The sequence below is a fragment of the Streptomyces paradoxus genome, assembly GCF_014202475.1.
In the GTDB taxonomy this organism is placed as follows: domain Bacteria; phylum Actinomycetota; class Actinomycetes; order Streptomycetales; family Streptomycetaceae; genus Streptomyces; species Streptomyces paradoxus.
Genome location: NZ_JACHGV010000003.1, coordinates 1000361 through 1022378 on the forward strand (window position 1 = coordinate 1000361; position 22018 = coordinate 1022378).

The following is a 22018-nucleotide window of genomic DNA, read 5'->3' on the forward strand; positions in this document are numbered from 1 at the left end:
ACAGCGAGCAGGAGACACAGCACGATGCGTATCGGAGTTCTCACCGCAGGCGGCGACTGCCCCGGCCTGAACGCCGTGATCCGGTCGGTCGTGCACCGGGCGGTCGACAACTACGGCGACGAGGTCATCGGCTTCGAGGACGGCTACGCGGGCCTGCTCGACGGCCGCTACCGCAACCTCGACCTGGAGTCCGTCAGCGGCATCCTCGCCCGCGGCGGCACCATCCTCGGGTCGTCCCGTCTGGAGCGCGACCGGCTCCGCGAGGCCTGCGAGAACGCCTCCGACATGATCCACCAGTTCGGCATCGACGCGCTGATCCCGATCGGCGGCGAGGGCACGCTGACGGCCGCGCGCATGCTGAGCGACGCGGGCCTGCCCGTCGTGGGTGTCCCGAAGACGATCGACAACGACATCTCCTCCACCGACCGCACCTTCGGCTTCGACACCGCGGTGGGCGTCGCCACCGAGGCGATGGACCGGCTGAAGACCACCGCCGAGTCCCACCAGCGGGTGATGGTGGTGGAGGTCATGGGCCGGCACGCCGGCTGGATCGCCCTGGAGTCCGGCATGGCGGCCGGTGCGCACGGCATCTGCCTGCCGGAGCGGGCCTTCGACCCCGCCGACCTCGTGAAGATGGTCGAGGAGCGGTTCTCGCGCGGCAAGAAGTTCGCGGTGGTCTGCGTCGCCGAGGGCGCCCACCCCGCCGAAGGCTCCATGGACTACGGCAAGGGCGCCATAGACAAATTCGGCCACGAGCGCTTCCAGGGCATCGGCACCGCCCTCGCCCACGAGCTGGAGCGGCGCCTCGGCAAGGAGGCCAAGCCGGTCATCCTCGGCCACGTCCAGCGCGGCGGCGTGCCGACCGCCTACGACCGGGTGCTCGCCACGCGGTTCGGCTGGCACGCGGTGGAGGCGGCGCACCAGGGCCGGTTCGGCCGGATGACCGCCCTGCGCGGGACGGACATCGTGATGGTCCCGCTCGCGGAGGCCGTGACCGAGCTGAAGACGGTACCCAAGGACCGGATGGACGAGGCCGAGTCGGTCTTCTAGCCGGACTCCGGGCCGGTGTCGTCCTGGAGCTTCGTCCAGAAGTGCTCCACGATCCGGTCGAGGAAGTCCTGGCCGGCACCGCCCGCGTCACCGCTCCCGCCGCCCCAGCTCAGGGTCGCGGCCATGTGCCCCTGGTAGTCCTCGTGCAGTCCCTGCAGAGCCTCCTCCAGGAACCGCCGGTCCAGGGGCACGAGTCTGCCCACCGGGCGGACGTAGGCCTGCCAGCGTGTGGTGGCGGCGCTGCGCAGCAGGTCGCCCAGCTTGGTGTCCCGGCCCGTGACGGTGACGAAGTCGGGCAGGCCGAGCCCGAGCAGATCGGCGAGGGCGGCGGACTGGCGGTCCGTGCCGCGCCAGGTGTCGGTCTCCTCCATGCGCAGGTACGCCTGCACGTCGTGCCCCACGGCCCGGGCCACGTCCTCCGGGGCGAGGCAACGGGCGATGCGGTGTTCGCGGAGGGTGCGCGGTCTGCCGATGAGTTCGGCGGGCGAGCACCACAGCACGCCCGCGAGCGCGGTGAGTTCGGAGTTGCTCGGGGCGGCGGCCCCGCGTTCCCAGGCCATCACGTGGTCCGGGGTGATGTGGGGATGCCCGTACGAGACGCGCATGCCGTGGGCGACGTGCTCGGGTGCCATGCCGAGGGCCGTGCGCAGCCGGCGGGCGGCGGGGGCGTTGAAGGGCGGGGCCGTGGGAGCGATCCGGGCGGGGGGAGAAGGAGGGGAGTGGCTGGGGCGGGCTGAAGGTCGGCGCACGGCCCACAAGCTAGGGCGGCGGGGGCGGGCTGACTACGGTCTGTTCGGCCAGGATCACGGATTGTAGGAAGCTACGGCTACCGGCGGGTTCGACCGGGGCTGAAGATCGTCTTCCGGTCGGCGCGGAAACGGGGCGAGGATGGCGCCGGGTCAGTGATCGCGGGCCCGGAAAGGCGGCGACTCAGGTGAACGGCAAGCTCAACGGGCATATGCGCGAGCGTCTTCTCGCGCCGAACTTCTGGCATCTCGCGACCGTGGGGGCGGACGGGGCGCCTCAGGTGTCGCCCATGTGGGCGGACATCGAAGGGGAGTACGTCATGGTCAACACCTCCATGGGGCGGGTGAAGGAGGAGAATCTGCGGCGCAATCCGTACGTTTCGCTGTCGCACCACGACCCCGCGAACCCCTATGACCGCGCCGAGATCCGCGGGAAGGTCGTGCGGTTCGTGGAGGGGGAGGCCGCGGAGCGGTCGATGGACCGCCTGGCGCGGAAGTACCTCGGCGAGGACCGCTACCCGTGGCTGCTGCCGGGAGAGCGCCGGGTGATGCTGCTGATCGAGCCGACGCGGGTGCGGCGGCTGGACGGGGTCGAGCCGTTCCGGGCGGGCGTGATCGGTGGCTGATGGACCGTCACTGGCCCGTGACCCAGCGGTACTGCAACTCCGGGCGCCCCACCGTGCCGTACTGCGGGCGGCGCGCCGCGCGGCCGGCGTCGACCAGGTGCTCCAGGTAACGGCGGGCCGTGATGCGGGAGATGCCCACGCTCTCCGCGACTCCGGCGGCCGTGAGGCCCTCCGCACTGTCCCGCAGGGCGATCGTCACCCGCTCCAGCGTCGGCGCGCTCAGACCCTTGGGCAGCGCGGCCGGGCCCGGTGCGCGCAGGGCCGCGAGCGCCCGGTCCACCTCGTCCTGGCCGCTCGCCTCGCCGACCGCCGCGTGGAACTCGGCGTAGCGCACGAGGCGGTCGCGCAGGGTCGCGAAGGTGAAAGGCTTCAGGACGTACTGGACGACCCCGAGCGAGACGCCCTCGCGGACGACGGCCAGATCGCGCGCCGACGTCACCGCTATCACGTCCGCGTGGTGACCGGCCGCCCGCAGCGACCGGGCCAGGTGCAGCCCGTGCCCGTCCGGCAGGTGCAGATCGAGCAGGAGCAGGTCCACCGGCGTGCGGTCCAGGGCCCGGCGGGCCTCGGCACCCGTGTGCGCCTTGCCCACGGCCACGAAGCCGGGCACCCGGCCGACGTACAGGACGTGGGCGTCGGCGGCGACCGGGTCGTCCTCCACCACCAGGACGCGGATGGCCTTCTCGCTGCTCGTCATGCGTCGCCTCCAGCGCCTCTGGCCGCCGTGACCTGGAAGGTCACGTCCTCGGCCGCCGTCCCGGACTCCCGCAACGGCAGCCGGACCTCGAACTCCGCCCCGCCCCCGTTGGCCTCCGCCACGGTCAGGGAGCCTCCGTGCCGCTGGCTCGTCTGCCGTACGAGTGCCAGTCCGAGGCCCCGGCCGCCCGGGCCCGCCGGCTTCGTGGAGAAGCCGCGCTGGAAGACGGCCTCGGCGTGCTCCGGGTCCACGCCCGGGCCCGTGTCCGAGACCCGCAGCACCAGCTCCGGGGCATCGTCGGAGCCCTGGGTGTAGGCCGCCACCGTCACCCGTGCCCCCACGCTGCCCTGCGCCGCGTCCACGGCGTTGTCGATCAGGTTGCCGAGGATGGTCACCAGATCCCGCGACGGCAGCGTCTCGGGCAGCAGGCCGTCGTCCAGGCTGCTGTCCTCCGAGACCATCAGCTCCACGCCCCGCTCGTTCGCCTGGGCCGTCTTGCCCAGCAGCAGGGCCGCCAGCACCGGCTCGCTCACCGCCGCCACGACCTGGTCCGTCAGCGCCTGCGCCAGCTCCAGTTCGGCCGTCGCGAACTCCACCGCTTCCTCCGACCGGCCCAGCTCGATCAGCGAGACGACCGTGTGCAGCCGGTTCGCCGCCTCGTGCGCCTGTGAGCGCAGCGCCTGTGTGAAGCCCCGCTCGGAGTCCAACTCGCCCATCAACGACTGGAGTTCGGTGACATCGCGCAGGGTGACGACCGTACCGCGCCGCTCGCCGCCCGACACCGGCGAGGTGTTGATCACCAGGACCCGGGACGCCGTCAGATGCACCTCGTCCACCCGCGGCTCCGACGCCAGCAGGGCACCCGTCAGCGGGGCCGGCAGCCCCAGCTCCGCCACCGACCTGCCCACCACGTCCCCGGCCACGCCGAGCAATTCGCGCCCTCCGTCGTTGATCAGCGCCACACGGTACTGCCCGTCCAGCATCAGCAGTCCCTCGCGCACGGCGTGCAGGGCGGCCTGGTGGTAGTCGTGCATCCGGCTCAGTTCAGCGGCGTTCATGCCGTGGGTGTGGCGGCGCAGCCGGGCGTTGATGACGTACGTGCCGACCGCGCCCAGCACCAGCGCACCGGCCGCGACGCCCAGCAGAGCCGTCAGCTGGCCCTGCACCCGCTGGGTGATCTCCTCGACCCGGATGCCCGCGCTGACCAGGCCGACCACCCGAGGGCCGTCCTGGATCGGGGTGACCGCGCGGACCGACGGGCCCAGCGTGCCCGTGTAGGTCTCGGTGAACGTCTGGCCGCGCAGCGCCTTCTCGGTGTGGCCCCGGAAGGTCTGGCCGATCTGGTCCGGGTCGGGATGCGTCCAGCGGATGCCCCGCGGATCCATGATCGTGATGAAGTCGACCTCGGTGTCCCGCATCACCTTCAGCGCGTACGGCTGGAGCTCCGCCGACGGATCCGCGGTGCGGGTCGCCGCCAGCACGGACGGGGAATCCGCGACGGACCGCGCCACCGCCCTGGCCTGGCGCGTCGCGGCCTCCTCGGCCTGGCTGCGGTCGCTCACGTAGGAGAACAGTGCGTATCCGGCCACGACGACCGCTATCAGGACGGCCTGCATGGCGAAGAGCTGGCCCGCCAGACTGCGGGGGCCGGGGACGGAGAGACGCATGCCGTCAGTCTGCCTCGTGGCTGATTGTGAACTAAATGAACGGAAGGGTGACCGCGCTCACAGAGCAGGACATAGTCACGGCATTCCCCATAACGCATCTCCGGGAGCTCCCCGCTCCCTTTTCCCCCGGACGTGAGCCGCACGCCGGTGATGCCGACGACGTCGTCAAGGAGGGCCGCCGTGACCAGCGCAGCCGATACGGCACCTGCCGCACCCAAGGCCAAGCGGGACCGCACGCACTATCTCTACATCGCGGTGATCATCGCGGTCGCCGCCGGTATCGCGGTGGGCCTGGCCGCACCCGACTTCGCGGTCGGGCTGAAGCCCATCGGAACCGGCTTCGTGGCCCTGATCAAGATGATGATCTCGCCGATCATCTTCTGCACGATCGTGCTGGGCATCGGCTCGGTGCGCAAGGCCGCCAAGGTCGGTGCCGTCGGCGGTATCGCCCTGAGCTACTTCATGGTGATGTCGCTGGTCGCGCTGGGCATCGGCCTGGTCGTCGGCAACATCCTGGAGCCGGGCACCGGGCTCGCGGTGACCGACGCGGTCAAGGACGCCGGTCACGCGCAGGTCGACGCCGAGGCCAAGGACACCACGGAGTTCCTGCTCGGGATCATCCCGACCACGATCGTCTCGGCCTTCACCAACGAGTCGGTTCTCCAGACGCTGCTGATCGCCCTCCTCGCGGGCTTCGCGCTCCAGGGCATGGGCTCGGCCGGCCAGCCGATCCTGCGCGGCATCGAGCACATCCAGCGGCTCGTCTTCCGCATTCTCGCCATGGTGATGTGGGCCGCCCCGATCGGTGCCTTCGGCGCCATCGCCGCCGTCACCGGTTCCGCCGGCCTCGACGCGCTCAAGAGCCTCGCCGTGCTGATGCTCGGCTTCTACGTCACCTGCTTCCTCTTCGTCTTCATCGTGCTCGGCATCCTGCTGCGCGTCGTCTCCGGCCTGAACGTCTTCACGCTGTTCAAGTACCTGGGCCGTGAGTTCCTGCTGATCCTGTCCACCTCCTCCTCCGAGTCCGCGCTGCCGCGGCTCATCGCGAAGATGGAGCACCTGGGCGTCAGCAAGCCGGTGGTCGGCATCACCGTCCCGACCGGCTACTCCTTCAACCTCGACGGCACCATGATCTACATGACCATGGCCTCGCTGTTCATCGCCGACGCCCTGGGCACCCCGATGTCCATCGGCGAGCAGATCCCGCTGCTCCTCTTCCTGCTGGTCGCCTCCAAGGGCGCCGCCGGTGTCACCGGCGCCGGTCTCGCGACCCTGGCCGGTGGTCTGCAGTCGCACAAGCCGGCCCTGGTGGACGGCATCGGCCTCATCGTCGGCATCGACCGCTTCATGAGCGAGGCCCGCGCCCTGACCAACTTCGCCGGCAACGCCGTGGCCACCGTGCTGATCGGCACCTGGACGAAGGAGATCGACAAGGAGCGGGTCAACCAGGTCCTCGCCGGTCAGCTGCCCTTCGACGAGAAGACGCTGCTCGACGACGGCCACGGCGGCCCGGCCGACGACCACGTCGAGGTGCCCGAGCAGGGCGGCGAGAAGGAGCTGGCGAAGGCCTGAGAGCCGCGCCGCCCCCGAGAATCCGGGCGGCTGGGTGTCCCCCCGTCGCTCAGCCGCCCGGTCCAACCGTAAGAGAAGATCAGTCGTTCAGCTTCGCCACCAGCTCGGTGGCATCAGAGGCGGGCACGCCCGCCGCGGTCAGGATGGTGACCGCGGCGCAGCGGCCCGCCTCTCGCGCTGCCACCAGCCCGTCGTTCACCGCCTCCATCAGCGCGACCAGCATCTGCTCCTGTACGTACGCCAGGGCCGGCGCGGGCAGCGGTGAGCTGAAGACGCCCTGGTCGAGGCCGTTTTGGAGCACCCCGGTGGCGGCCTCCCGGACGGGGGCGAGGCGTTCCCGGATGCCCTGCATGGTGACCGTGCGCTGGGCGAGCGCGATCAGCAGCCGGTAGCGGTCGGCGAGCTCCCACACCGCCAGCACCGAGCGCGCCACCGCCTCCGCCGGATCCCGCACGCCCGCACGGCCCGCCGCGTGCGCGGCCGACAGGGCCTGAACCGCCTCGTCGACGAGCGTGCTGATCAGCGCCTCGCGGCTCGGGAAGTGCCCGTACACCGTCCGCCGTACGACGCCCGCGGCCCGGGCGATCTGGTCCATGGACGCGTCGGGGTCACGCAGCAGCTCGGCGAGGGCGACGTCGAGGATGCGGCGGCGGTTGGCGTCGGCGCGGCTGGTTCCCGTGGTCATGGTCGTCATTGTGCCCCTTCCCTCATCGAGTTGCACAGTGCTGTGCAACGGCGTAGATTGCACAGCGTTGTGTAAATGCACACCCATGTGCAAATCAGCGAGGAAGGCTACCCCTGCGATGCGACTCGTCATGAACGAACCGGCCGAGAGGATGGACCGCCCCTACGCACGCCGCTGGTGGGCGCTCCTCGTGCTCTGCCTCAGCCTGCTGATCATCGTGATGGCCAACACCGCCCTCACCGTCGCCGCGCCCGCCATGACCGAGGACCTCGGTCTGACCAGCGCCGACCTGCAGTGGGTGATCGACGGCTACACCGTTCCCTACGCCGCGCTGATGCTGCTGCTCGGCGCGATAGGCGACAAGTACAGCCGCCGGGGCGCGCTCGTCCTCGGGCTGGTCGTCTTCGCGGGCGGCTCCGTCTTCGGCTACCTCGCCGACAGCGCGACGACGGTCATCGCCGCACGGGCCGTGATGGGCGCCGGCGCCGCGATGATCATGCCCGCCACGCTGTCCCTGCTCGCCGCGACCTTCCCGCGCGCCGAACGCGCCAAGGCCATCACCCTGTGGACCGCCACGGCCGGGCTCGCCATCGCGGCCGGACCGCTGGTCGCCGGGGCGCTGCTGGAGAACCACGGCTGGTCCTCGACGTTCCTCATCAACGTCCCCGTCGCGCTCCTGGGCCTCGTCGGCGCCCTCGTCCTCGTGCCCCCGTCCAAGGCCGCGGACCGCGGGCGCATCGACTACGGCGGTGGACTGCTCTCGGTGGTGTGGATCGCCGCGCTGGTCTACATGATCATCGAAGGGCCGCACTTCGGCTGGGGCGTCAAGGCCGTCACCGCGGCGGTCGTCGCCGGGGCCGGGCTCGCCGCCTTCGTCCTCTGGGAGCTGCGCCACCCGCGCCCGCTCCTCGACGTCCGCCGCTTCACCGACCGCGGCTTCGCCGGGTCCAACCTCGCCGTCGCCCTGTTCTTCCTGGCGGTCTTCGGCGCCTTCTACTACCTGACGCAGCACCTCCAGTTCGTCCTCGGCTACGACGCCCTGGACACGGGTCTGCGCATGCTGCCGCTGGCGGGCGCGGTGTTCGTGGGGGCGGCCCTCACCGGTCTCCTCACGCCCCGGGTCGGCATGAAGTGGACCGTCACGGCCGGCATGGTCGGCGGCACGGCGGCCCTGGCGCTGCTCACCCAGGTCGGCTCCGGTTCGTCGTACGGCGACTTCGTCGCGCCCCTGGTCGTCCTCGGCCTCTCGATCGGGCTCGCCCTGTCGCCCTGCACGGACGCGATCATGGGGGCGTTCCCGGAGTCGGAGCTGGGCGTCGGCGGCGCGGTGAACGACACGTCGCTGGAGCTCGGCGGCTCGCTGGGCATCGCCATACTCGGCTCGCTGCTGGCGACGTCCTACTCCGGCCACCTCTCGGACGCGACGGCCGGCAGCAAGCTCCCCGCCGACTCCCTGTCCACGGCCCAGGACTCCGTCGGCGCCGGGTACGCCGTCGCCCGGGGGATCGGCGACAAGGCCCGGCAGCTGACCGAGCAGGCCGCCCACACCGGCGACCTCCAGCAGGCGGAACGACTGCGCGCGCAGGCCGGGCAACTCGGCGACGGTGCCCGGCAGATGGCCGACGCGGTGGGGTCCGCCTTCTCCGACGCGGTCGCGCACACCAGCCTGATCGGCGCCGTGATCCTGGGCGTCGGCACGGTGGTGGTGGCACTGCTGCTGCCGGGCAGGGCGAAGGCGGTGGCCGAACCCGCCGGGGAGGACAGGGAACTGGAGTCCGCCGGGTCCCGCTGACACCGGTCGCGAGAGTGGCGCCACCGCCGAGGTGCGGCAGGCGCCGCGCGCACGTCGGCTCCGGGGTTCCCCCTAGGCGCGCACCGGCTCCGCCGTCTCGTTCAGCCGGGTCAGTTCCTCCGCTGTGAGCAGCAGGTCCGCCGCGGCCGCCGAGTCCCTGATCGTCCGGGGCCGGCTCGCCCCCGGGATCGGGACGACCGCCGGGGACCGGGCCAGCAGCCAGGCCAGCCCGACCTGCTGGGGACTGACACCGCGCTCCGCCGCCACCGCGTGGAAGGGGGCGAAGCGCCGTTCCCCCTCCGTGCGCGAAGGCCCGTCCAGGGAACTGCGGGCCAGCCCGCCCAGCGGGCTCCACGGCAGGAACGCCAGCCCCAGTTCTTCGCACAGCCGCAGCTCCGGCTCACTGTCCCGGACGGCGGGGGAGTACCGGTTCTGCACCGACACCAGCCGGTCGCCGAGGATCTGGTGCGCCCGGCGGATCTGGTTCGCGTCCGCGTTGGACACACCGGCCAGCCGGATCGTGCCCGCGTCGAGCAGCTCGAGCAGCGCCCCGACAGACTCCTCGAAGGGCACGGCGGGGTCGGGCTTGTGCAGCTGGTAGAGGCCGATCGCCTCCACGCCCAGCCGCTTGCGCGACGCCTCGGCGGCGGCCCTGAGGTGCCGGGGGTGGCCGTTCACCGTCCAGTCGCCGCCCGCCGGGCGGCCGCGGCCGCCCTTCGTCGCCACCAGGACGCCGGAGGTGTCACCGCCGTAGGCGGCCAGCGCACGGGCCACCAGACGCTCGTTGTGCCCGGGCTCCGCGCCCGGCAGGTGGTACGAGTCGGCCGTGTCCAGGAGGGTCACGCCCGCGTCGAGCGCGGCGTGCACGGTGGCCACGGCACGCTCCTCGTCCGGCCGGCCCTCGATGGACAACGGCATCGCGCCCAGCCCGACCGCACTCACCCGCAGTCCGCCAAGAGTTCGGTAGCGCACGTCAGTCGCCCTTCCCGAGCGTCTCGGCGACGGCACGCGGCAGCCACTGCCGGGCCTCGCTGAAGGTGAAGCCCAGCCGGGCGGCCCGGGCGTTGTCCATGCCGTAGAAGTGGCGGAAGGAGAACGGCGAGACCTCGCCGACCTCCACGGGCCGGAACTCGGCCCGGCCGCCCGGGACATGAGCGGCGACCGCCTCACACAGCTCCTCGGTGCTCAGCGCCCCGGAGGAGGCGGCGTTCACCGGCCCGGTGAAGTCCTCGCCCGCCGCCCAGGCCAGGAAGCGGGCGATCTCCTCGACGTAGACGTACGTGGCCGGCCGGTTCGCCGTCGGCACGGCGATCGGCTCGCCGGTGCGTATCCGCTCGGCGTAGTGGGTCAGCCGGCCCGTGAAGTCGTCGTCCCCGCCCAGCACATGGGCCACACGCACCACTGTGGAGGCGAACCCCGGTCCGGCCGCGAGGACCGCCTCCGCCTGCCGCTTGCCCTCCCCGTAGTGGGCCTCCAGGAACGCGGGATCGTCCCAGGGCAGCGCGGCGTCGACGGGGACGGTGGACGGGTCGACGGCCTCTTCCCCCACCAGGGCGTCGGAGTCCTCGTACTCGTACACCTCGACCGTGGAGGTCATCACATAGCGCCGGGTGCGTCCGGTGAAGACGCGGCGGGCGATCGCGGCCTGGCGCGGGGTGTAGCAGACCTGGTCGACGACGACGTCGAAGACGCGGGAGCCGAGCGCGTCGGTCAGTGACCGTTCGTCGTCCCGGTCGGCGCGCAGGTGCTCCACCCCGGCGGGCGGCGGGGAGGAACCCCGGTTCAGTACGGTGACACGGTGGCCTTCGGCGAGCAGCCGGGCGATGAGACGCTTTCCGACGTATCGATTGCCGCCGATGACCAGGACGTTCAGAGCCTTTTCCATGGCCATAATTCTCCCGGCGTACATCCACGCTCTGAAGGGGGAACCATGGGAGTTCAGGCCGCGGCACCGAAAGAACCACGGCATCTGCGGACCGCCGCCGACGAAACATCGGTGGCCTTCGACGCGCTGGACCGGCAGATCCTCCAGCTGCTCCAGACCGACGGCCGGATCAAGCTCAGCGAGCTGGGCCGACGGGTCCGGCTCAGCCCCGCGGCCGTCACCGAGCGGGTGCGGCGGCTGGAGGCGGCGGGCGTGATCAGCGGCTACGGCGCCCACGTCGTGCCGGCCCGGCTCGGCTACGGCATCCAGGCGTTCATCCGCGTCAATCCGCACGGTGGTTACAACCTGAAGCATCCCAGGACCCTGGAACTGATCGGGCGTCCCGAGATCACCGAGGTGCACCACGTGGTCGGGGAGGACTGCTGGATCCTCAAGGTCGCCGTCCGGGACACCGTCCACCTGGAGGACGTCCTGGAGGCGGTCTCCGCGCTGGGCCGCACCACGACGTCGATCGTGCTGACCTCGCCCGTGGAGCGGAAACCGCTGTTGCCTTGACGCCGGGGTCAAGGATTACGTTCGAGCGCATGCGAATCGGCGAGCTGGCCGCACGGGCCGGGACCACGACGCGGACGCTGCGGTACTACGTGCCCCGCGTCGCTCGCGGTCTACCGGCGCAAGCTGGACGAACTCGACGCGCTCATCGGCCAGCTGACCGGCGTACGGGACACCGTGGCGCGGCAGTTGGAGCGGGCCGAGTTGGCGCGGGCCGAGCTGGCCGCCGAGGCGGAGGTTCCGGGCGGTCCGGAGCCCGCATGCGAGCTGGGAGGGAACCCACGGTGACCCGAGCGACCGGACTGACCGGAGTGGCAGATGCGACGGACGCGGACTTCGAGGCGGAGGTGCTCGGCGCGGAGCTCCCGGTGCTGGTGGAGTTCACCGCCGACTGGTGCCCGCCCTGCCGGCAGATGGGACCGGTGCTCAAGGCCCTCGCCGCCGAGGAGGGCGACCGGCTGAAGGTGGTGCAGCTCGACGTCGACGCCAACCCGGCGACGACCAACGCCTACAAGGTGCTCTCCATGCCGACGTTCATGGTGTTCCGCGGCGGCGAGCCCGTGAAGGCGATGGTCGGCGCGCGGGCCAAGCGGAAGCTGCTGGAGGAACTGGCCGACGTGATGTAGGCGACCTGCCCGTACAACAGGAAATCCCCCGAGCAATTGCGCTCGGGGGATTTCCTTGCGTATATTTGTTTGTTCGTGACTTCAAGTCGATTGAAGTCACGGCGAAGTTCAGTGAGCACAGTATATCCGGGCGGGAGCGGAATTGTCAAACACCGAATTTCCGGACGATGAATTGCGACAGGAACAGGAATTCATCGACGGGTTGTACGCGCGCGTGGACGCGCTGCGCGGCGACGCCGAGACCTCCGTCACGGACACGCTCGCGCAGGGCAACACCCCCATGCAGGCCAGACTGGAGCGGGACATCCTCGTGGCCGAGCGCTCCGGGCTGCTCGCCGCGCTGAACGCGGTGGACGGCTCCCTGTGCTTCGGCCGGATCGACCTCACCTCGGGCGTCACCCACCGCATCGGCCGTATCGGCCTGCGCACCGACGACGCCGAGCGCACCCCCGTCCTGATCGACTGGCGTGCCGATGTCGCCCGCCCCTTCTACCTGGCCACCGGCCACACCCCGATGGGCCTCAGGCGCCGTCGGCACATCGCCACCGACGGCCGCCGGGTCACCCATCTGCACGACGAGATCCTCGACCTCGGCGACGAGACCCGCACCGGCCACGAGGACCCCACGGGCGACGCCGTGCTGCTCGCCGCCCTCAACTCGGCGCGCACCGGCCGCATGGGCGACATCGTGCAGACCATCCAGGCCGACCAGGACCGCATCATCCGCGCCCCGCACCGCGGCGTCATGGTGGTGGAGGGCGGCCCCGGCACCGGCAAGACGGCCGTCGCCCTGCACCGCGCCGCCTACCTGCTCTACGAGCACCGGGAACTGCTCGCCAAGCGGGCCGTGCTGATCGTCGGGCCCAATCCGGCGTTCCTCGGCTACATCGGCGAGGTGCTGCCCTCCCTCGGCGAGACGGGTGTGCTCCTCGCGACCGTCGGCGAGCTGTTCCCGGGCGTCAAGGCGACCGCGACCGACACGCCCGAGGCCGCCGCGGTGAAGGGCCGGGCCGGCATGGCCGACGTGCTCGCCGAGGTCGTCCGCAGCCGGCAGGCGCTGCCCGACCCGGTGATCGCCATCGAGCACGACCGTGAGGTCCTCATGCTCGACGACGGCCTGGTCAACGTCGCCCGCGAACGCACCCGTGCCGCCAAGCTGCCGCACAACGCCGCCCGCGAGCACTTCGAGGGCCACATCCTCAACGCCCTCACCGACCTGTACGCCGAGCGGATCGGCACCGACCCCTTCGACGGGTCCAGCCTGCTTGACCCCAGTGACATCACCCAGATCCGCGACGACCTCGCCGAGAACCCCGAAGTGTGGTCGGCCGTCGACCGGTTGTGGCCGCTGCTGACCCCGCAGCGCCTCGTCGCGGACTTCCTCGCCGCGCCGGAGGAGTTCCTGCCCGCCGAGGACGCCGACGCCGTACGCCGTCCGGTGACCCGGCGCTGGACGGTCGCGGACGTGCCGCTGCTCGACGAGGCCGCCGAACTCCTCGGAGACGACGACCGGCTCGCCCGCGACCGCGCCGAGCGCGAGCGGCAGCGGCAGATCGCCTACGCGCAGGGCGTGCTGGACGTGTCGTACGCGTCCCGGACCTACGAGTTCGAGGACAAGGAGGAGGACGACCCCGAGGGCTCCGAGGTGCTGTCCGCGCACGACATCATCGACGCCGAGCGGTTCGCCGAGCGGCATGAGGAGGACGACCACCGCAGCGCCGCCGAGCGCGCCGCCGCCGACCGCACCTGGGCGTTCGGGCACATCATCGTCGACGAGGCGCAGGAACTGTCGCCGATGGCGTGGCGGCTGCTGATGCGGCGCAGCCCGACCCGCTCGATGACCCTGGTCGGCGACCCGGCCCAGACGGCGGAGGCGGCCGGGGTCGGCTCCTGGTCGGGCATCCTCTCCCCGTACGTCGAGGACCGGTGGGAGCACACCCGCCTGGGCGTCAACTACCGCACACCGGCCGAGATCATGGACGTCGCGGCGGCCGTGGTCCGAGCCGAGCAGCCCGGGTTCGAACCGCCCAGCTCGGTCCGCTCCACGGGCGTGCGCCCCTGGGCCCGCGCCACCGACGACCTTCCGGGCGCCGTGGCCAAGGCGGTCGGGGAGCTCACCCCCGCCGAGGGCCGGCTGGCGGTGATCGCCCCGCGCGACCTGCACCGCTCCATCGCGGCCCGGCTGGACGGCGTCACGGCGGGCGCGGAACCCGACCTCACGCGGACGGTGGTCCTGCTCGACCCGCGCCAGGCCAAGGGCCTGGAGTTCGACTCCGTCCTCGTGGCCGAGCCCGGCCGCTACGGCACCAGCGACCTGTACGTGGCCCTGACCCGGGCCACCCAGCGGCTGGGTGTGCTGCACACCGGGAGGCTGCCGCAGGCCCTGGCGGAGGCCTTCGGATGACGGAGCGGCCCCGCATCCACCCGCCCGGGTGCGGGGCCGCCTACCGCAGGAGCGACCGCGGATCCCGCAGCGCGTGCCACAGCCCGGCGGCGAGCGCTACGGCCGTCAGGGCGAAGAACACCCAGAACAGGAACTCCGCCCCGGGCGCCAGCTCGTAGACGGTGCCGTCCTCCCACTCGCAGTAGGCCCGCGGCGGGAACGGGGTGGAGACTCCCCACACCTTCCCGCTCCCGATGACGCCTTCCCGGTACGGCTCCCTGGGGCAGGGGGCGGTCTCCGGGAACAGGACGGGATCGTCCGCCGCCATGATGAACAGCCAGATGACCGCGGTGAGGGGCACCGTCCAGAAGACCGACGTCTTCACCCACAGCGGCAGCAGCGGATGCGCCAGCAGCCCACGGAGCGCGACCCATCCGGCCACCAGCCCGGCGAAGACGGGAAGCAGCGTCATGCCGTCGAGGCCGCCTTGCGGGCGCGCAGTTCGGTCGCGTAGCCCGCGCCGATGGCGAACAGGGCGGCGGACAGGGCGAGGGAGGCGCTCGCCCCGTTCATCCACCCGTAGGCCGCATCACTGGAGTAGACGGAGCCGTCCTCGCGGACACAGTCGAAGCGCAGCGGCAGGTAAGAGGACCGGTGATGGGACAACCCCTCCCGTGTGGTCTCGTCGAAGCCGTCGCGGCAGGCCGGGGCCGGGATCGAGTCCGCGCCGTCGCCGAACGCCTGCTCCGACAGCAGCACCGTGAAGAACCCCAGGGAGTACACGGCCGCGGCCGCCCACGCCGCCGTCGCCGCGGCCCGGCGCAGCAGATGCACCGGCCACGGCTCGGGCCGCCCGGGAAGCGCCATCGCGAGGACCCCCGCCCCCGCGACGAGCGCACCGACGGCACAGGCGATCGAGACTCCGAAGCCCATCAGCACGGCGGGCCCTGCGGGGTGACCCGGGTGGCATCCATGCGGCCACCCCACCAGGGCCGGACCGGCCGGGTTGTGGTGGAAGCCACTCCTCCGGTCACAGCCCTGTCACAGGGGGCCCGGGCCTCCTACGCCGGGCGCAGCCACACCGTCGCCAGAGGTGGCAGCGTCAGCCGGATGCTGGCCGGGCGGCCGTGCCAGGCCAGGGGTTCCGGTTTGACCGGGTCGGGGTGGGTGACGTCGCTGCCTCCGTAGCGGGCCGCGTCGGTGTTGACGGCCTCGTGCCAGGCGGGCACGTCATCGGGGACGCCCAGGCGGTAGTCCTGGCGGGTGACCGGCGCGAAGTTGGACACCGCCAGCACCGGGACGCCCTCCGGGTCCAGCCGCAGGAACGCCAGGACGTTGTCGTCGGCGGCGTCCCCGACGATCCACTCGAAACCGGCCGGGTCCGTGTCCAGGCGCCACAGCGCCGGGGTCGCCCGGTAGACGGTGTTCAGGTCGCGGACCAGGTCACGCACGCCCCGGTGGTCGGGCTCCGCCCCGTAGCCCGGGTCCAGCAGCCACCAGTCGGGGCCGTGCGCCTCGGACCACTCGGCGCCCTGCGCGAACTCCTGGCCCATGAAGAGCAGTTGCTTGCCCGGGTGGGCCCACATGAAGCCGAGGTAGGCCCGCACCGAGGCGCGCTGCTGCCACCAGTCGCCCGGCATCTTCGACACCAGGGAGCGCTTGCCGTGCACGACCTCGTCGTGGGAGATCGGCAGCACGTAGTTCTCGCTGTACGCGTACACCATCGAGAAGGTCATCTCCCCGTGGTGGTACTTGCGGTGCACCGGCTCGTGGCTCATGTACTGCAACGAGTCGTGCATCCAGCCCATGTTCCACTTCAGCCCGAACCCCAGCCCGCCGAAGCCGCTCGGGCCCTTGTGGTGGGTGGCCCGGGTGACCCCGTCCCAGGCGGTGGACTCCTCGGCGATCGTGACCACGCCGGGCACCCTGCGGTAGACCGTCGCGTTCATCTCCTGCAGGAAGGCCACCGCGTCCAGGTTCTCCCGGCCGCCGTGCTCGTTGGGCGTCCACTGGCCCGGCTCGCGCGAGTAGTCGAGGTAGAGCATCGAGGCGACGGCGTCCACACGCAGGCCGTCGATGTGGAACTCCTCGCACCAGTACACGGCGTTCGCCACGAGGAAGTTGCGCACCTCGTTGCGCCCGAAGTCGAACTCCAGCGTGCCCCAGTCGGGGTGCGCGGCCCGCAGCGGATCCTCGTGCTCGTACAGCGGCCGGCCGTCGAACTCGGCCAGCGCCCAGGCGTCGCGCGGGAAGTGCGCCGGCACCCAGTCCATGAGGACGCCGATCCCGGCCTGGTGCAGCCTGTCGACCAGGTACCGGAAGTCGTCCGGCGTGCCCAGCCGGGCCGTCGGCGCGTAGAAGCCGGTCACCTGGTAGCCCCAGGAGCCGCCGAACGGATGCTCCGCGACCGGCATCAGCTCGACGTGCGTGAAGCCCAGGTTCTTCACGTACCCCGGCAGCTGCTCCGCCAGTTGACGGTACGTCAGACCGGGCCGCCAGGACGGCAGATGCACCTCGTACACCGAGAACGGCGCCTCGTGCGCCGGGACCTCGGCGCGCCGGGCCAGCCACTCGGCGTCACCCCACTCGTACGCCGAGGACGTGATGACCGACGAGGTCGCCGGCGGCACCTCGGTGCGGCGGGCCAGCGGGTCGGCGCGCAGCGTCTTCGAGCCGTCGGGACGGGTGATCTCGAACTTGTACAGCTCGCCCTCGCCGATGTCCGGCAGGAACAGCTCCCACACCCCGGACGAGCCCAGTGACCGCATGACGTGCCCGGTGCCGTCCCAGAAGTTGAAGGTGCCGGCCACGCGCACACCGCGCGCGTTCGGCGCCCACACCGCGAACCGGGTGCCGGTCACGCCCTCGTGGGTCATCGGGTGCGCGCCCAGCGCCGTCCACAGCTCCTCGTGCCGGCCCTCGCCGATCAGGTGCAGGTCGAGGTCGCCCAGCGTGGGCAGGAAGCGGTACGCGTCCTCGGTCTCCAGGACCGTGCCCTCGTACTCCACGAGCAGCCGGTACGCCGGGACCTCCCGCAGCGGCAGCAGGCCGGAGAAGAACCCCTCCCCGTCGTCGTGCAGCTCGGCTCGCAGCTCCCCGGCGACGACGGTCACCGACAGGGCGTACGGCCGGAACGCCCGGAAGGCGATGCCGCCGGGCACCGGATGCGCGCCCAGCACGGAGTGCGGGTCGTGGTGCGTGCCGCCGAGCAGCCGGTCCCGGTCCGCCGCGTCGACGGCGGGCGAGACGGCGACCTCCATCTCCGGCGGAACGACCTGGGCGGAGGCGGCCTGCACGGCGGGGGCGGCTTCCCGGGCCGGGGCCTTCCTGACCGCACTCTTCTTCGCGACGGCCTTCTTGGCGGGAGTCTTCGAAGCGGTGCTCTTGGCGACGGTGACCTTCTTGGCGGGGGCTTTCTTGGCCGGGGCCTTCGCGGCGGTGCTCTCGGCGGCCGGGGCCTTCTTCGCGGCCGTCTTCGCCGCAGTGGACTTCGCCGACGCGGCCTTCGTGGCAGCGGTCCCGGCGGCGGTGCCCTTCACGGCAGCGGACTTCGCAGCCGTCGCCTTGACCGTCGTGGCCTTCTTGGCAGCCGCCTTCTTCACGGCCGTCTTCTTCACGGCCGTCTTCTTCGCGGCCGTCTCCTTGGCGGCGGTCTTCTTCGCCGTCACCGCCGCCGTCCCGGCCGCCGGCTGCTCGGCCGCCGTCTTCTTGGCGGACGCCTTCTTCGTCGCCGCCTTCTTGGCCACGGTCTTGCCGACGGTGGTCTTGGCGGCGGCGGCCTTCTTGGCGGTCGCCTTCGCGGGGGCCGCCTTCTTCGCCGCTGCCTGTTTGGGCACCGCCGTCTTCTTCGCGGCGCTCTTCTGCTGGACGGCCGTGGGCTGCTCGGGGATCTTCTCCCCGGCGGTCCCCTTGGGACGCGAACCGCTGGACTCAGGGCGGGGGGTCACGGGCGGAGCCTCCAGGACGAGGGGTGGTCGGTCAGGTCAGGTGGCCGGTCGAGGCGAGCCGGTCTATGGCGGCCAGGGGCACCGGCAGCCAGTCGGGGCGGTGCCGGGCCTCGTACACCACCTCGTAGATCGCCTTGTCGGTCTCGTAGGCCCGCAGCAGCACCGGGTCGGTGCGCGGATCGCGGCCGGAGGCCTCCGCGTAGCCGGTGCAGTAGGCGGCGCGGCAGGTCTCGGCCCAGTCCGCCTGGGGCGGGTCGGCCGAGCGGGCCGCGTAGTCGAAGGACCGCAGCATCCCGGCGACGTCCCGCACGGCCGGCTGCGGCATGCGCCGCTCGGCCAGCGGCCGGGCCGGCTCGCCCTCGAAGTCGATCAGCCACCACTCGCCGGACGGCGAGCGCAGGCACTGGCCGAGGTGCAGGTCGCCGTGCACCCGCTGCGCGGTCCAGGTGCGGCCCTCGGCGGCCAGATCGCCCAGTGCCGTGAACGCGGACCGCAGCCCGCCGGCGTACGGCCGCAGCGCGGGCACCGCGTGGACCGCCGCGTCCAGCCGCTCGATCATGCCGTCGACCATGAGCTGGAGCTGCATGTGACCGAGCGTGACGGTGGGCAACGCGCGGGCCAGCGCGGTGTGCACCTCGGCGGTGGCCCGGCCCAGTGCCCGCGCCTCGGCGCCGAAGTCCTCGCCCTTGGCCAGCTCGCGCAGCGCCAGCTCCCAGCCGTCGGAGGCGCCCTGCAGGAACGGCTGCAGCACGCCCAGGACGTACGGCTGGGCGGCGAGGTCCACCGGGCCCGCCGGGACGACCGGGTCCGCCGTGGGGGCGATGTCCGCGACCATCCAGGCCGTCGGCGCGGGCACCCGGGGGCAGCCCTCGCGGGCCAGCGCGAGCGGCAGCTCCAGATCGGGATTGATCCCGGGCACGATCCGGCGGAGCAGCTTTAGGATGAACGTATCTCCGTAGACGACCGACGAGTTGGACTGCTCGGCGGTCACCACCCGCGGCACCAGCTCCGAGCGGATGTCCTGGCCCGGGTCCCGGTCGAAGCGCAGCCGGCCGACGCGGGCCCGGGTGCGCAGCGCCTCCATCAGCAGCTCGGCGGGCCGGGTGTCGTGCAGGGCGTCGTAGACCGTCCGGCCGGCCAGCGGTCCCGTCGGCACATGTCCGATCAGCGCGGGCGCCAGCCGAGGCGGCAGCGCCTCGCGCACGCCTATCAGCAGCTGGTAGCAGTCACCGGGGTGACCGGGCGCCCCGTGGGACGGTACGACGGGCTGATGGGCGCGGACGAGCAGGTGGTACAGGCCCAGCTTGGACGTGGCCGGGAGGAGCTCGGTGGCCTCGACCAGCGTGAACCCGGTGACCGGCCGGCCCTTGCCCGCGAACCAGCGCTGCCGCGGCAGCCATTCCCGCAGCAGCGGATCGAGGGAGGCAAGGAGGCCGGGCGGGGTGGTGACGGTGCGTGTGACGGCTTCCGACATGGCGTCGCGTCCTTTCACCCATTCTCGGTGCGCCTCCGGCGCCTGCGGCCGGCTCCGGACGGCGCCCCTCCGGCTCACGCGGGCGGGCGGGGTGTTACTCATGCGTGCCCCGGGCGGGGCGGAGGAAACGCCCCGCCGCGGGGGTTTGCCGCCCGCCCCGCGGATCAGGCCTCAACAGGCCTTTTCAGGCCTCACATGGTCTCCTTGCGGAGCCTGAACCAGTAGAACCCGTGCCCCCCGAGGGTCAGCAGGTACGGCAGCTCGCCGATGGCCGGGAAGCGGACCCCGCCGAACAGCTCCACCGGGTGCCGCCCCTCGAAGGCGCTCAGGTCCAGCTCGGTGGGCTGTGCGAAACGCGAGAAGTTGTTCACGCACAGCACCAGGTCGTCCTCGTACTCGCGCAGGAACGCCAGCACCGCCGGGTTCGTCGACGGCAGCTCGGTGTACGAGCCGAGTCCGAAGGCCGGGTTCTGCTTGCGGATCTCGATCATGCGGCGGGTCCAGTGCAGCAGCGAGGACGGCGAGGCCATGGACGCCTCGACGCTCGTGACCTGGTAGCCGTAGACCGGGTCCATGATCGTGGGCAGGAACAGCCGGCCCGGGTCGCACGAGGAGAACCCCGCGTTGCGGTCGGGCGTCCACTGCATCGGCGTGCGCACCGCGTCCCGGTCGCCGAGCCAGATGTTGTCGCCCATGCCGATCTCGTCGCCGTAGTACAGGATCGGCGAGCCGGGCAGCGACAGCAGCAGGGCCGTGAACAGCTCGATCTGGTTGCGGTCGTTGTCCAGCAGCGGGGCGAGCCTGCGGCGGATGCCGATGTTGGCGCGCATGCGGGGGTCCTTGGCGTACTCGGCCCACATGTAGTCGCGCTCTTCGTCGGTGACCATTTCGAGCGTGAGCTCGTCGTGGTTGCGCAGGAAGATGCCCCACTGGCAGTTCGACGGGATGGCCGGGGTCTTGGCCAGGATCTCGGAGACCGGGTAGCGGGATTCGCGGCGGACGGCCATGAAGATGCGCGGCATGACGGGGAAGTGGAACGCCATGTGGCACTCGTCGCCGCCGCTCGGGTAGTCGCCGAAGTAGTCGACGACGTCCTCGGGCCACTGGTTGGCCTCCGCCAGCAGCACCGTGTCCGGGTACTGCGCGTCGATCTCCTTGCGCACCCGCTTCAGGAAGTCGTGCGTCTCCGGGAGGTTCTCGCAGTTGGTGCCCTCCTGCTGGTACAGGTACGGCACCGCGTCCAGCCGGAACCCGTCGATGCCCAGGTCCAGCCAGAACTTCAGCGCGGAGATCATCTCCTCCTGCACGGCCGGGTTCTCGTAGTTGAGGTCCGGCTGGTGGGAGAAGAACCGGTGCCAGTAGTACTGCTTGCGGACCGGGTCGTAGGTCCAGTTGGACGCCTCGGTGTCGACGAAGATGATCCGCGCGTCCTGGAACTGCTTGTCGTCGTCCGCCCACACGTAGTAGTCGCCATAGGGCCCGTCGGGGTCCTTGCGCGACTCCTGGAACCACGGGTGCTGGTCGCTGGTGTGGTTCATGACGAAGTCGATGATCACGCGCATGCCGCGCTGGTGGGCGGCGTCGACGAACTCCACGAAGTCCGCGAGGTCGCCGAACTCGGGCAGCACGGCCGTGTAGTCGGAGACGTCGTAGCCGCCGTCGCGCAGCGGGGACTTGAAGAACGGCGGCAGCCACAGACAGTCGACGCCGAGCCACTGGAGGTAGTCCAGCTTCGCGGTCAGGCCCTTGAGGTCGCCGACGCCGTCGCCGTTGCTGTCCTGGAAGGAGCGGACGAGCACCTCGTAGAAGACGGCGCGTTTGAACCACTCAGGGTCGCGGTCCCGGGCAGGAGTGTCCTCGAAGGTGTCCGGAACGGGTTCGTTGACGATCATGTTGTGGGTGACCCTCCGATCTCCGGGGTGGACGGTCGCAGGACCGTGAAGACGTGCGCGGGCCTGCGGCCCGGTTCGAGGCGCACATAGTTGGCCCTGCCCCAGTGGTAGGTCTCGCCGGTGAGCTCGTCGCGCACCGGCACCGACTCGTGCCAGTCCAGGCCGAGTTGCGGCATGTCCAACGAGACCGTGGCCTCCTGGGTGTGGTGGGGGTCGAGGTTGGCGACCACCAGAACCGTGTTCGAACCCTTCCGCTTCGAGTAGGCGATCACCGCTTCCTGGTCGGCGTGGTGGAAGTGGATGTCCCGCAGCTGCTGGAGGGCCGGATTCTCCCGGCGGATGGTGTTGAGCCGGGTGAGGAGCCGGGTGATGGTGCGGCCCTCGCGTTCGGCGGTGGCCCAGTCACGGTGCCTGAGCTGGTACT

At 71.7% G+C, this 22018-nt stretch carries 18 protein-coding genes and 2 pseudogenes; 8 read left to right on the forward strand and 12 right to left on the reverse strand.

The window, feature by feature from the left end:
• The first annotated feature begins 24 nt into the window (after nucleotides 1-24).
• Nucleotides 25-1050, forward strand: coding sequence for an ATP-dependent 6-phosphofructokinase (locus tag HNR57_RS14365; RefSeq protein ID WP_184560291.1), 1026 nt, complete (start codon nucleotides 25-27; stop codon nucleotides 1048-1050).
• Here HNR57_RS14365 and HNR57_RS14370 read toward each other — a convergent pair.
• Nucleotides 1047-1799 carry a helix-turn-helix domain-containing protein gene (locus HNR57_RS14370; RefSeq protein WP_184560293.1) on the reverse strand — a complete coding sequence of 251 codons (753 nt, stop codon included), beginning with the start codon at nucleotides 1797-1799 and terminating at the stop codon, nucleotides 1047-1049. The two genes, HNR57_RS14365 and HNR57_RS14370, sit on opposite strands and share 4 nt — an antisense overlap.
• Before the next feature lie 209 nt (nucleotides 1800-2008).
• On the opposite strand from HNR57_RS14370, the gene HNR57_RS14375 reads away from it, so the two are divergent.
• On the forward strand, nucleotides 2009-2422 hold the full coding sequence (locus HNR57_RS14375; protein ID WP_184560431.1) for a PPOX class F420-dependent oxidoreductase: 414 nt from the start codon (nucleotides 2009-2011) through the stop codon (nucleotides 2420-2422).
• Between the two features lie 7 nt (nucleotides 2423-2429).
• On the opposite strand, the gene HNR57_RS14380 is transcribed toward HNR57_RS14375, so the two are convergent.
• Both HNR57_RS14380 and HNR57_RS14385 read right to left on the reverse strand, forming a co-directional pair.
• Nucleotides 2430-3119, reverse strand: a complete 690-nt coding sequence (locus tag HNR57_RS14380; protein WP_184560295.1) for a response regulator — start codon at nucleotides 3117-3119, stop codon at nucleotides 2430-2432.
• Nucleotides 3116-4786: an ATP-binding protein gene (locus HNR57_RS14385; RefSeq protein ID WP_184560297.1), complete on the reverse strand. Its 1671-nt coding sequence runs from the start codon at nucleotides 4784-4786 to the stop codon at nucleotides 3116-3118. The genes HNR57_RS14380 and HNR57_RS14385 overlap by 4 nt, the downstream gene beginning before the upstream one ends.
• 180 nt (nucleotides 4787-4966) lie before the next feature.
• On the opposite strand from HNR57_RS14385, the gene HNR57_RS14390 reads away from it, so the two are divergent.
• Entirely contained in the window at nucleotides 4967-6358 is a 1392-nt protein-coding gene (locus HNR57_RS14390; RefSeq protein ID WP_184560300.1) for a cation:dicarboxylate symporter family transporter, read from the forward strand.
• Between the two features lie 79 nt (nucleotides 6359-6437).
• Here the strand turns inward: HNR57_RS14390 and HNR57_RS14395 are convergent, their stop codons facing one another.
• A complete protein-coding gene (locus tag HNR57_RS14395; protein ID WP_184560301.1) occupies nucleotides 6438-7052 on the reverse strand; it encodes a TetR/AcrR family transcriptional regulator in 615 nt (204 codons plus the stop codon).
• A gap of 109 nt (nucleotides 7053-7161) precedes the next feature.
• Here HNR57_RS14395 and HNR57_RS14400 point away from each other — a divergent pair, with 109 nt between their 5' ends.
• Nucleotides 7162-8835 (forward strand): MFS transporter, encoded by a 1674-nt coding sequence (locus HNR57_RS14400; RefSeq protein ID WP_184560303.1) that lies wholly within the window; start codon nucleotides 7162-7164, stop codon nucleotides 8833-8835.
• A gap of 72 nt (nucleotides 8836-8907) precedes the next feature.
• On the opposite strand, the gene HNR57_RS14405 is transcribed toward HNR57_RS14400, so the two are convergent.
• Together HNR57_RS14405 and HNR57_RS14410 are read right to left on the reverse strand one after the other, a co-directional pair.
• On the reverse strand, nucleotides 8908-9807 hold the full coding sequence (locus tag HNR57_RS14405) for an aldo/keto reductase (protein WP_184560305.1): 900 nt from the start codon (nucleotides 9805-9807) through the stop codon (nucleotides 8908-8910).
• A gap of 1 nt (nucleotide 9808) precedes the next feature.
• The gene (locus HNR57_RS14410) at nucleotides 9809-10720 is read right to left on the reverse strand and encodes an NAD-dependent epimerase/dehydratase family protein (protein WP_184560306.1); all 912 of its coding nucleotides are present in this window, start codon (nucleotides 10718-10720) and stop codon (nucleotides 9809-9811) included.
• Nucleotides 10721-10765: 45 nt separating this feature from the next.
• Between HNR57_RS14410 and HNR57_RS14415 the strand changes: the two genes are divergently transcribed.
• The 4 genes and pseudogenes from HNR57_RS14415 to HNR57_RS14425 all read left to right on the forward strand — a co-directional run bounded on the left by HNR57_RS14415 (nucleotide 10766) and on the right by HNR57_RS14425 (nucleotide 14302).
• Nucleotides 10766-11275 carry an Lrp/AsnC family transcriptional regulator gene (locus tag HNR57_RS14415; protein WP_221342387.1) on the forward strand — a complete coding sequence of 170 codons (510 nt, stop codon included), beginning with the start codon at nucleotides 10766-10768 and terminating at the stop codon, nucleotides 11273-11275.
• Nucleotides 11276-11304: 29 nt separating this feature from the next.
• Nucleotides 11305-11560: pseudogene (locus HNR57_RS39525) on the forward strand (MerR family transcriptional regulator).
• 23 nt (nucleotides 11561-11583) lie between these two features.
• Nucleotides 11584-11898 carry a thioredoxin family protein gene (locus tag HNR57_RS14420; protein WP_184560433.1) on the forward strand — a complete coding sequence of 105 codons (315 nt, stop codon included), beginning with the start codon at nucleotides 11584-11586 and terminating at the stop codon, nucleotides 11896-11898.
• A 172-nt stretch (nucleotides 11899-12070) separates the two neighbouring features.
• Nucleotides 12071-14302: a HelD family protein gene (locus tag HNR57_RS14425; RefSeq protein ID WP_221342389.1), complete on the forward strand. Its 2232-nt coding sequence runs from the start codon at nucleotides 12071-12073 to the stop codon at nucleotides 14300-14302.
• Between the two features lie 40 nt (nucleotides 14303-14342).
• On the opposite strand, the gene HNR57_RS14430 is transcribed toward HNR57_RS14425, so the two are convergent.
• The 6 genes and pseudogenes from HNR57_RS14430 to HNR57_RS14455 all read right to left on the reverse strand — a co-directional run.
• Nucleotides 14343-14753, reverse strand: a complete 411-nt coding sequence (locus HNR57_RS14430; protein ID WP_184560308.1) for a hypothetical protein — start codon at nucleotides 14751-14753, stop codon at nucleotides 14343-14345.
• A complete protein-coding gene (locus HNR57_RS14435) occupies nucleotides 14750-15214 on the reverse strand; it encodes a hypothetical protein (protein ID WP_184560310.1) in 465 nt (154 codons plus the stop codon). Before HNR57_RS14435 ends, HNR57_RS14430 begins: the two co-directional genes overlap by 4 nt.
• A 128-nt stretch (nucleotides 15215-15342) precedes the next feature.
• The gene (gene glgB, locus HNR57_RS14440) at nucleotides 15343-18228 is read right to left on the reverse strand and encodes a 1,4-alpha-glucan branching enzyme (protein ID WP_184560312.1); all 2886 of its coding nucleotides are present in this window, start codon (nucleotides 18226-18228) and stop codon (nucleotides 15343-15345) included.
• A gap of 31 nt (nucleotides 18229-18259) precedes the next feature.
• Nucleotides 18260-19702: a maltokinase N-terminal cap-like domain-containing protein gene (locus HNR57_RS14445; protein WP_184560314.1), complete on the reverse strand. Its 1443-nt coding sequence runs from the start codon at nucleotides 19700-19702 to the stop codon at nucleotides 18260-18262.
• 191 nt (nucleotides 19703-19893) lie between these two features.
• The gene (gene treS, locus HNR57_RS14450; protein ID WP_107455377.1) at nucleotides 19894-21594 is read right to left on the reverse strand and encodes a maltose alpha-D-glucosyltransferase; all 1701 of its coding nucleotides are present in this window, start codon (nucleotides 21592-21594) and stop codon (nucleotides 19894-19896) included.
• Nucleotides 21591-22018 (reverse strand): annotated as a pseudogene (locus HNR57_RS14455) (alpha-1,4-glucan--maltose-1-phosphate maltosyltransferase); the annotation flags it as partial. The gene treS and the pseudogene HNR57_RS14455, both read right to left, overlap by 4 nt.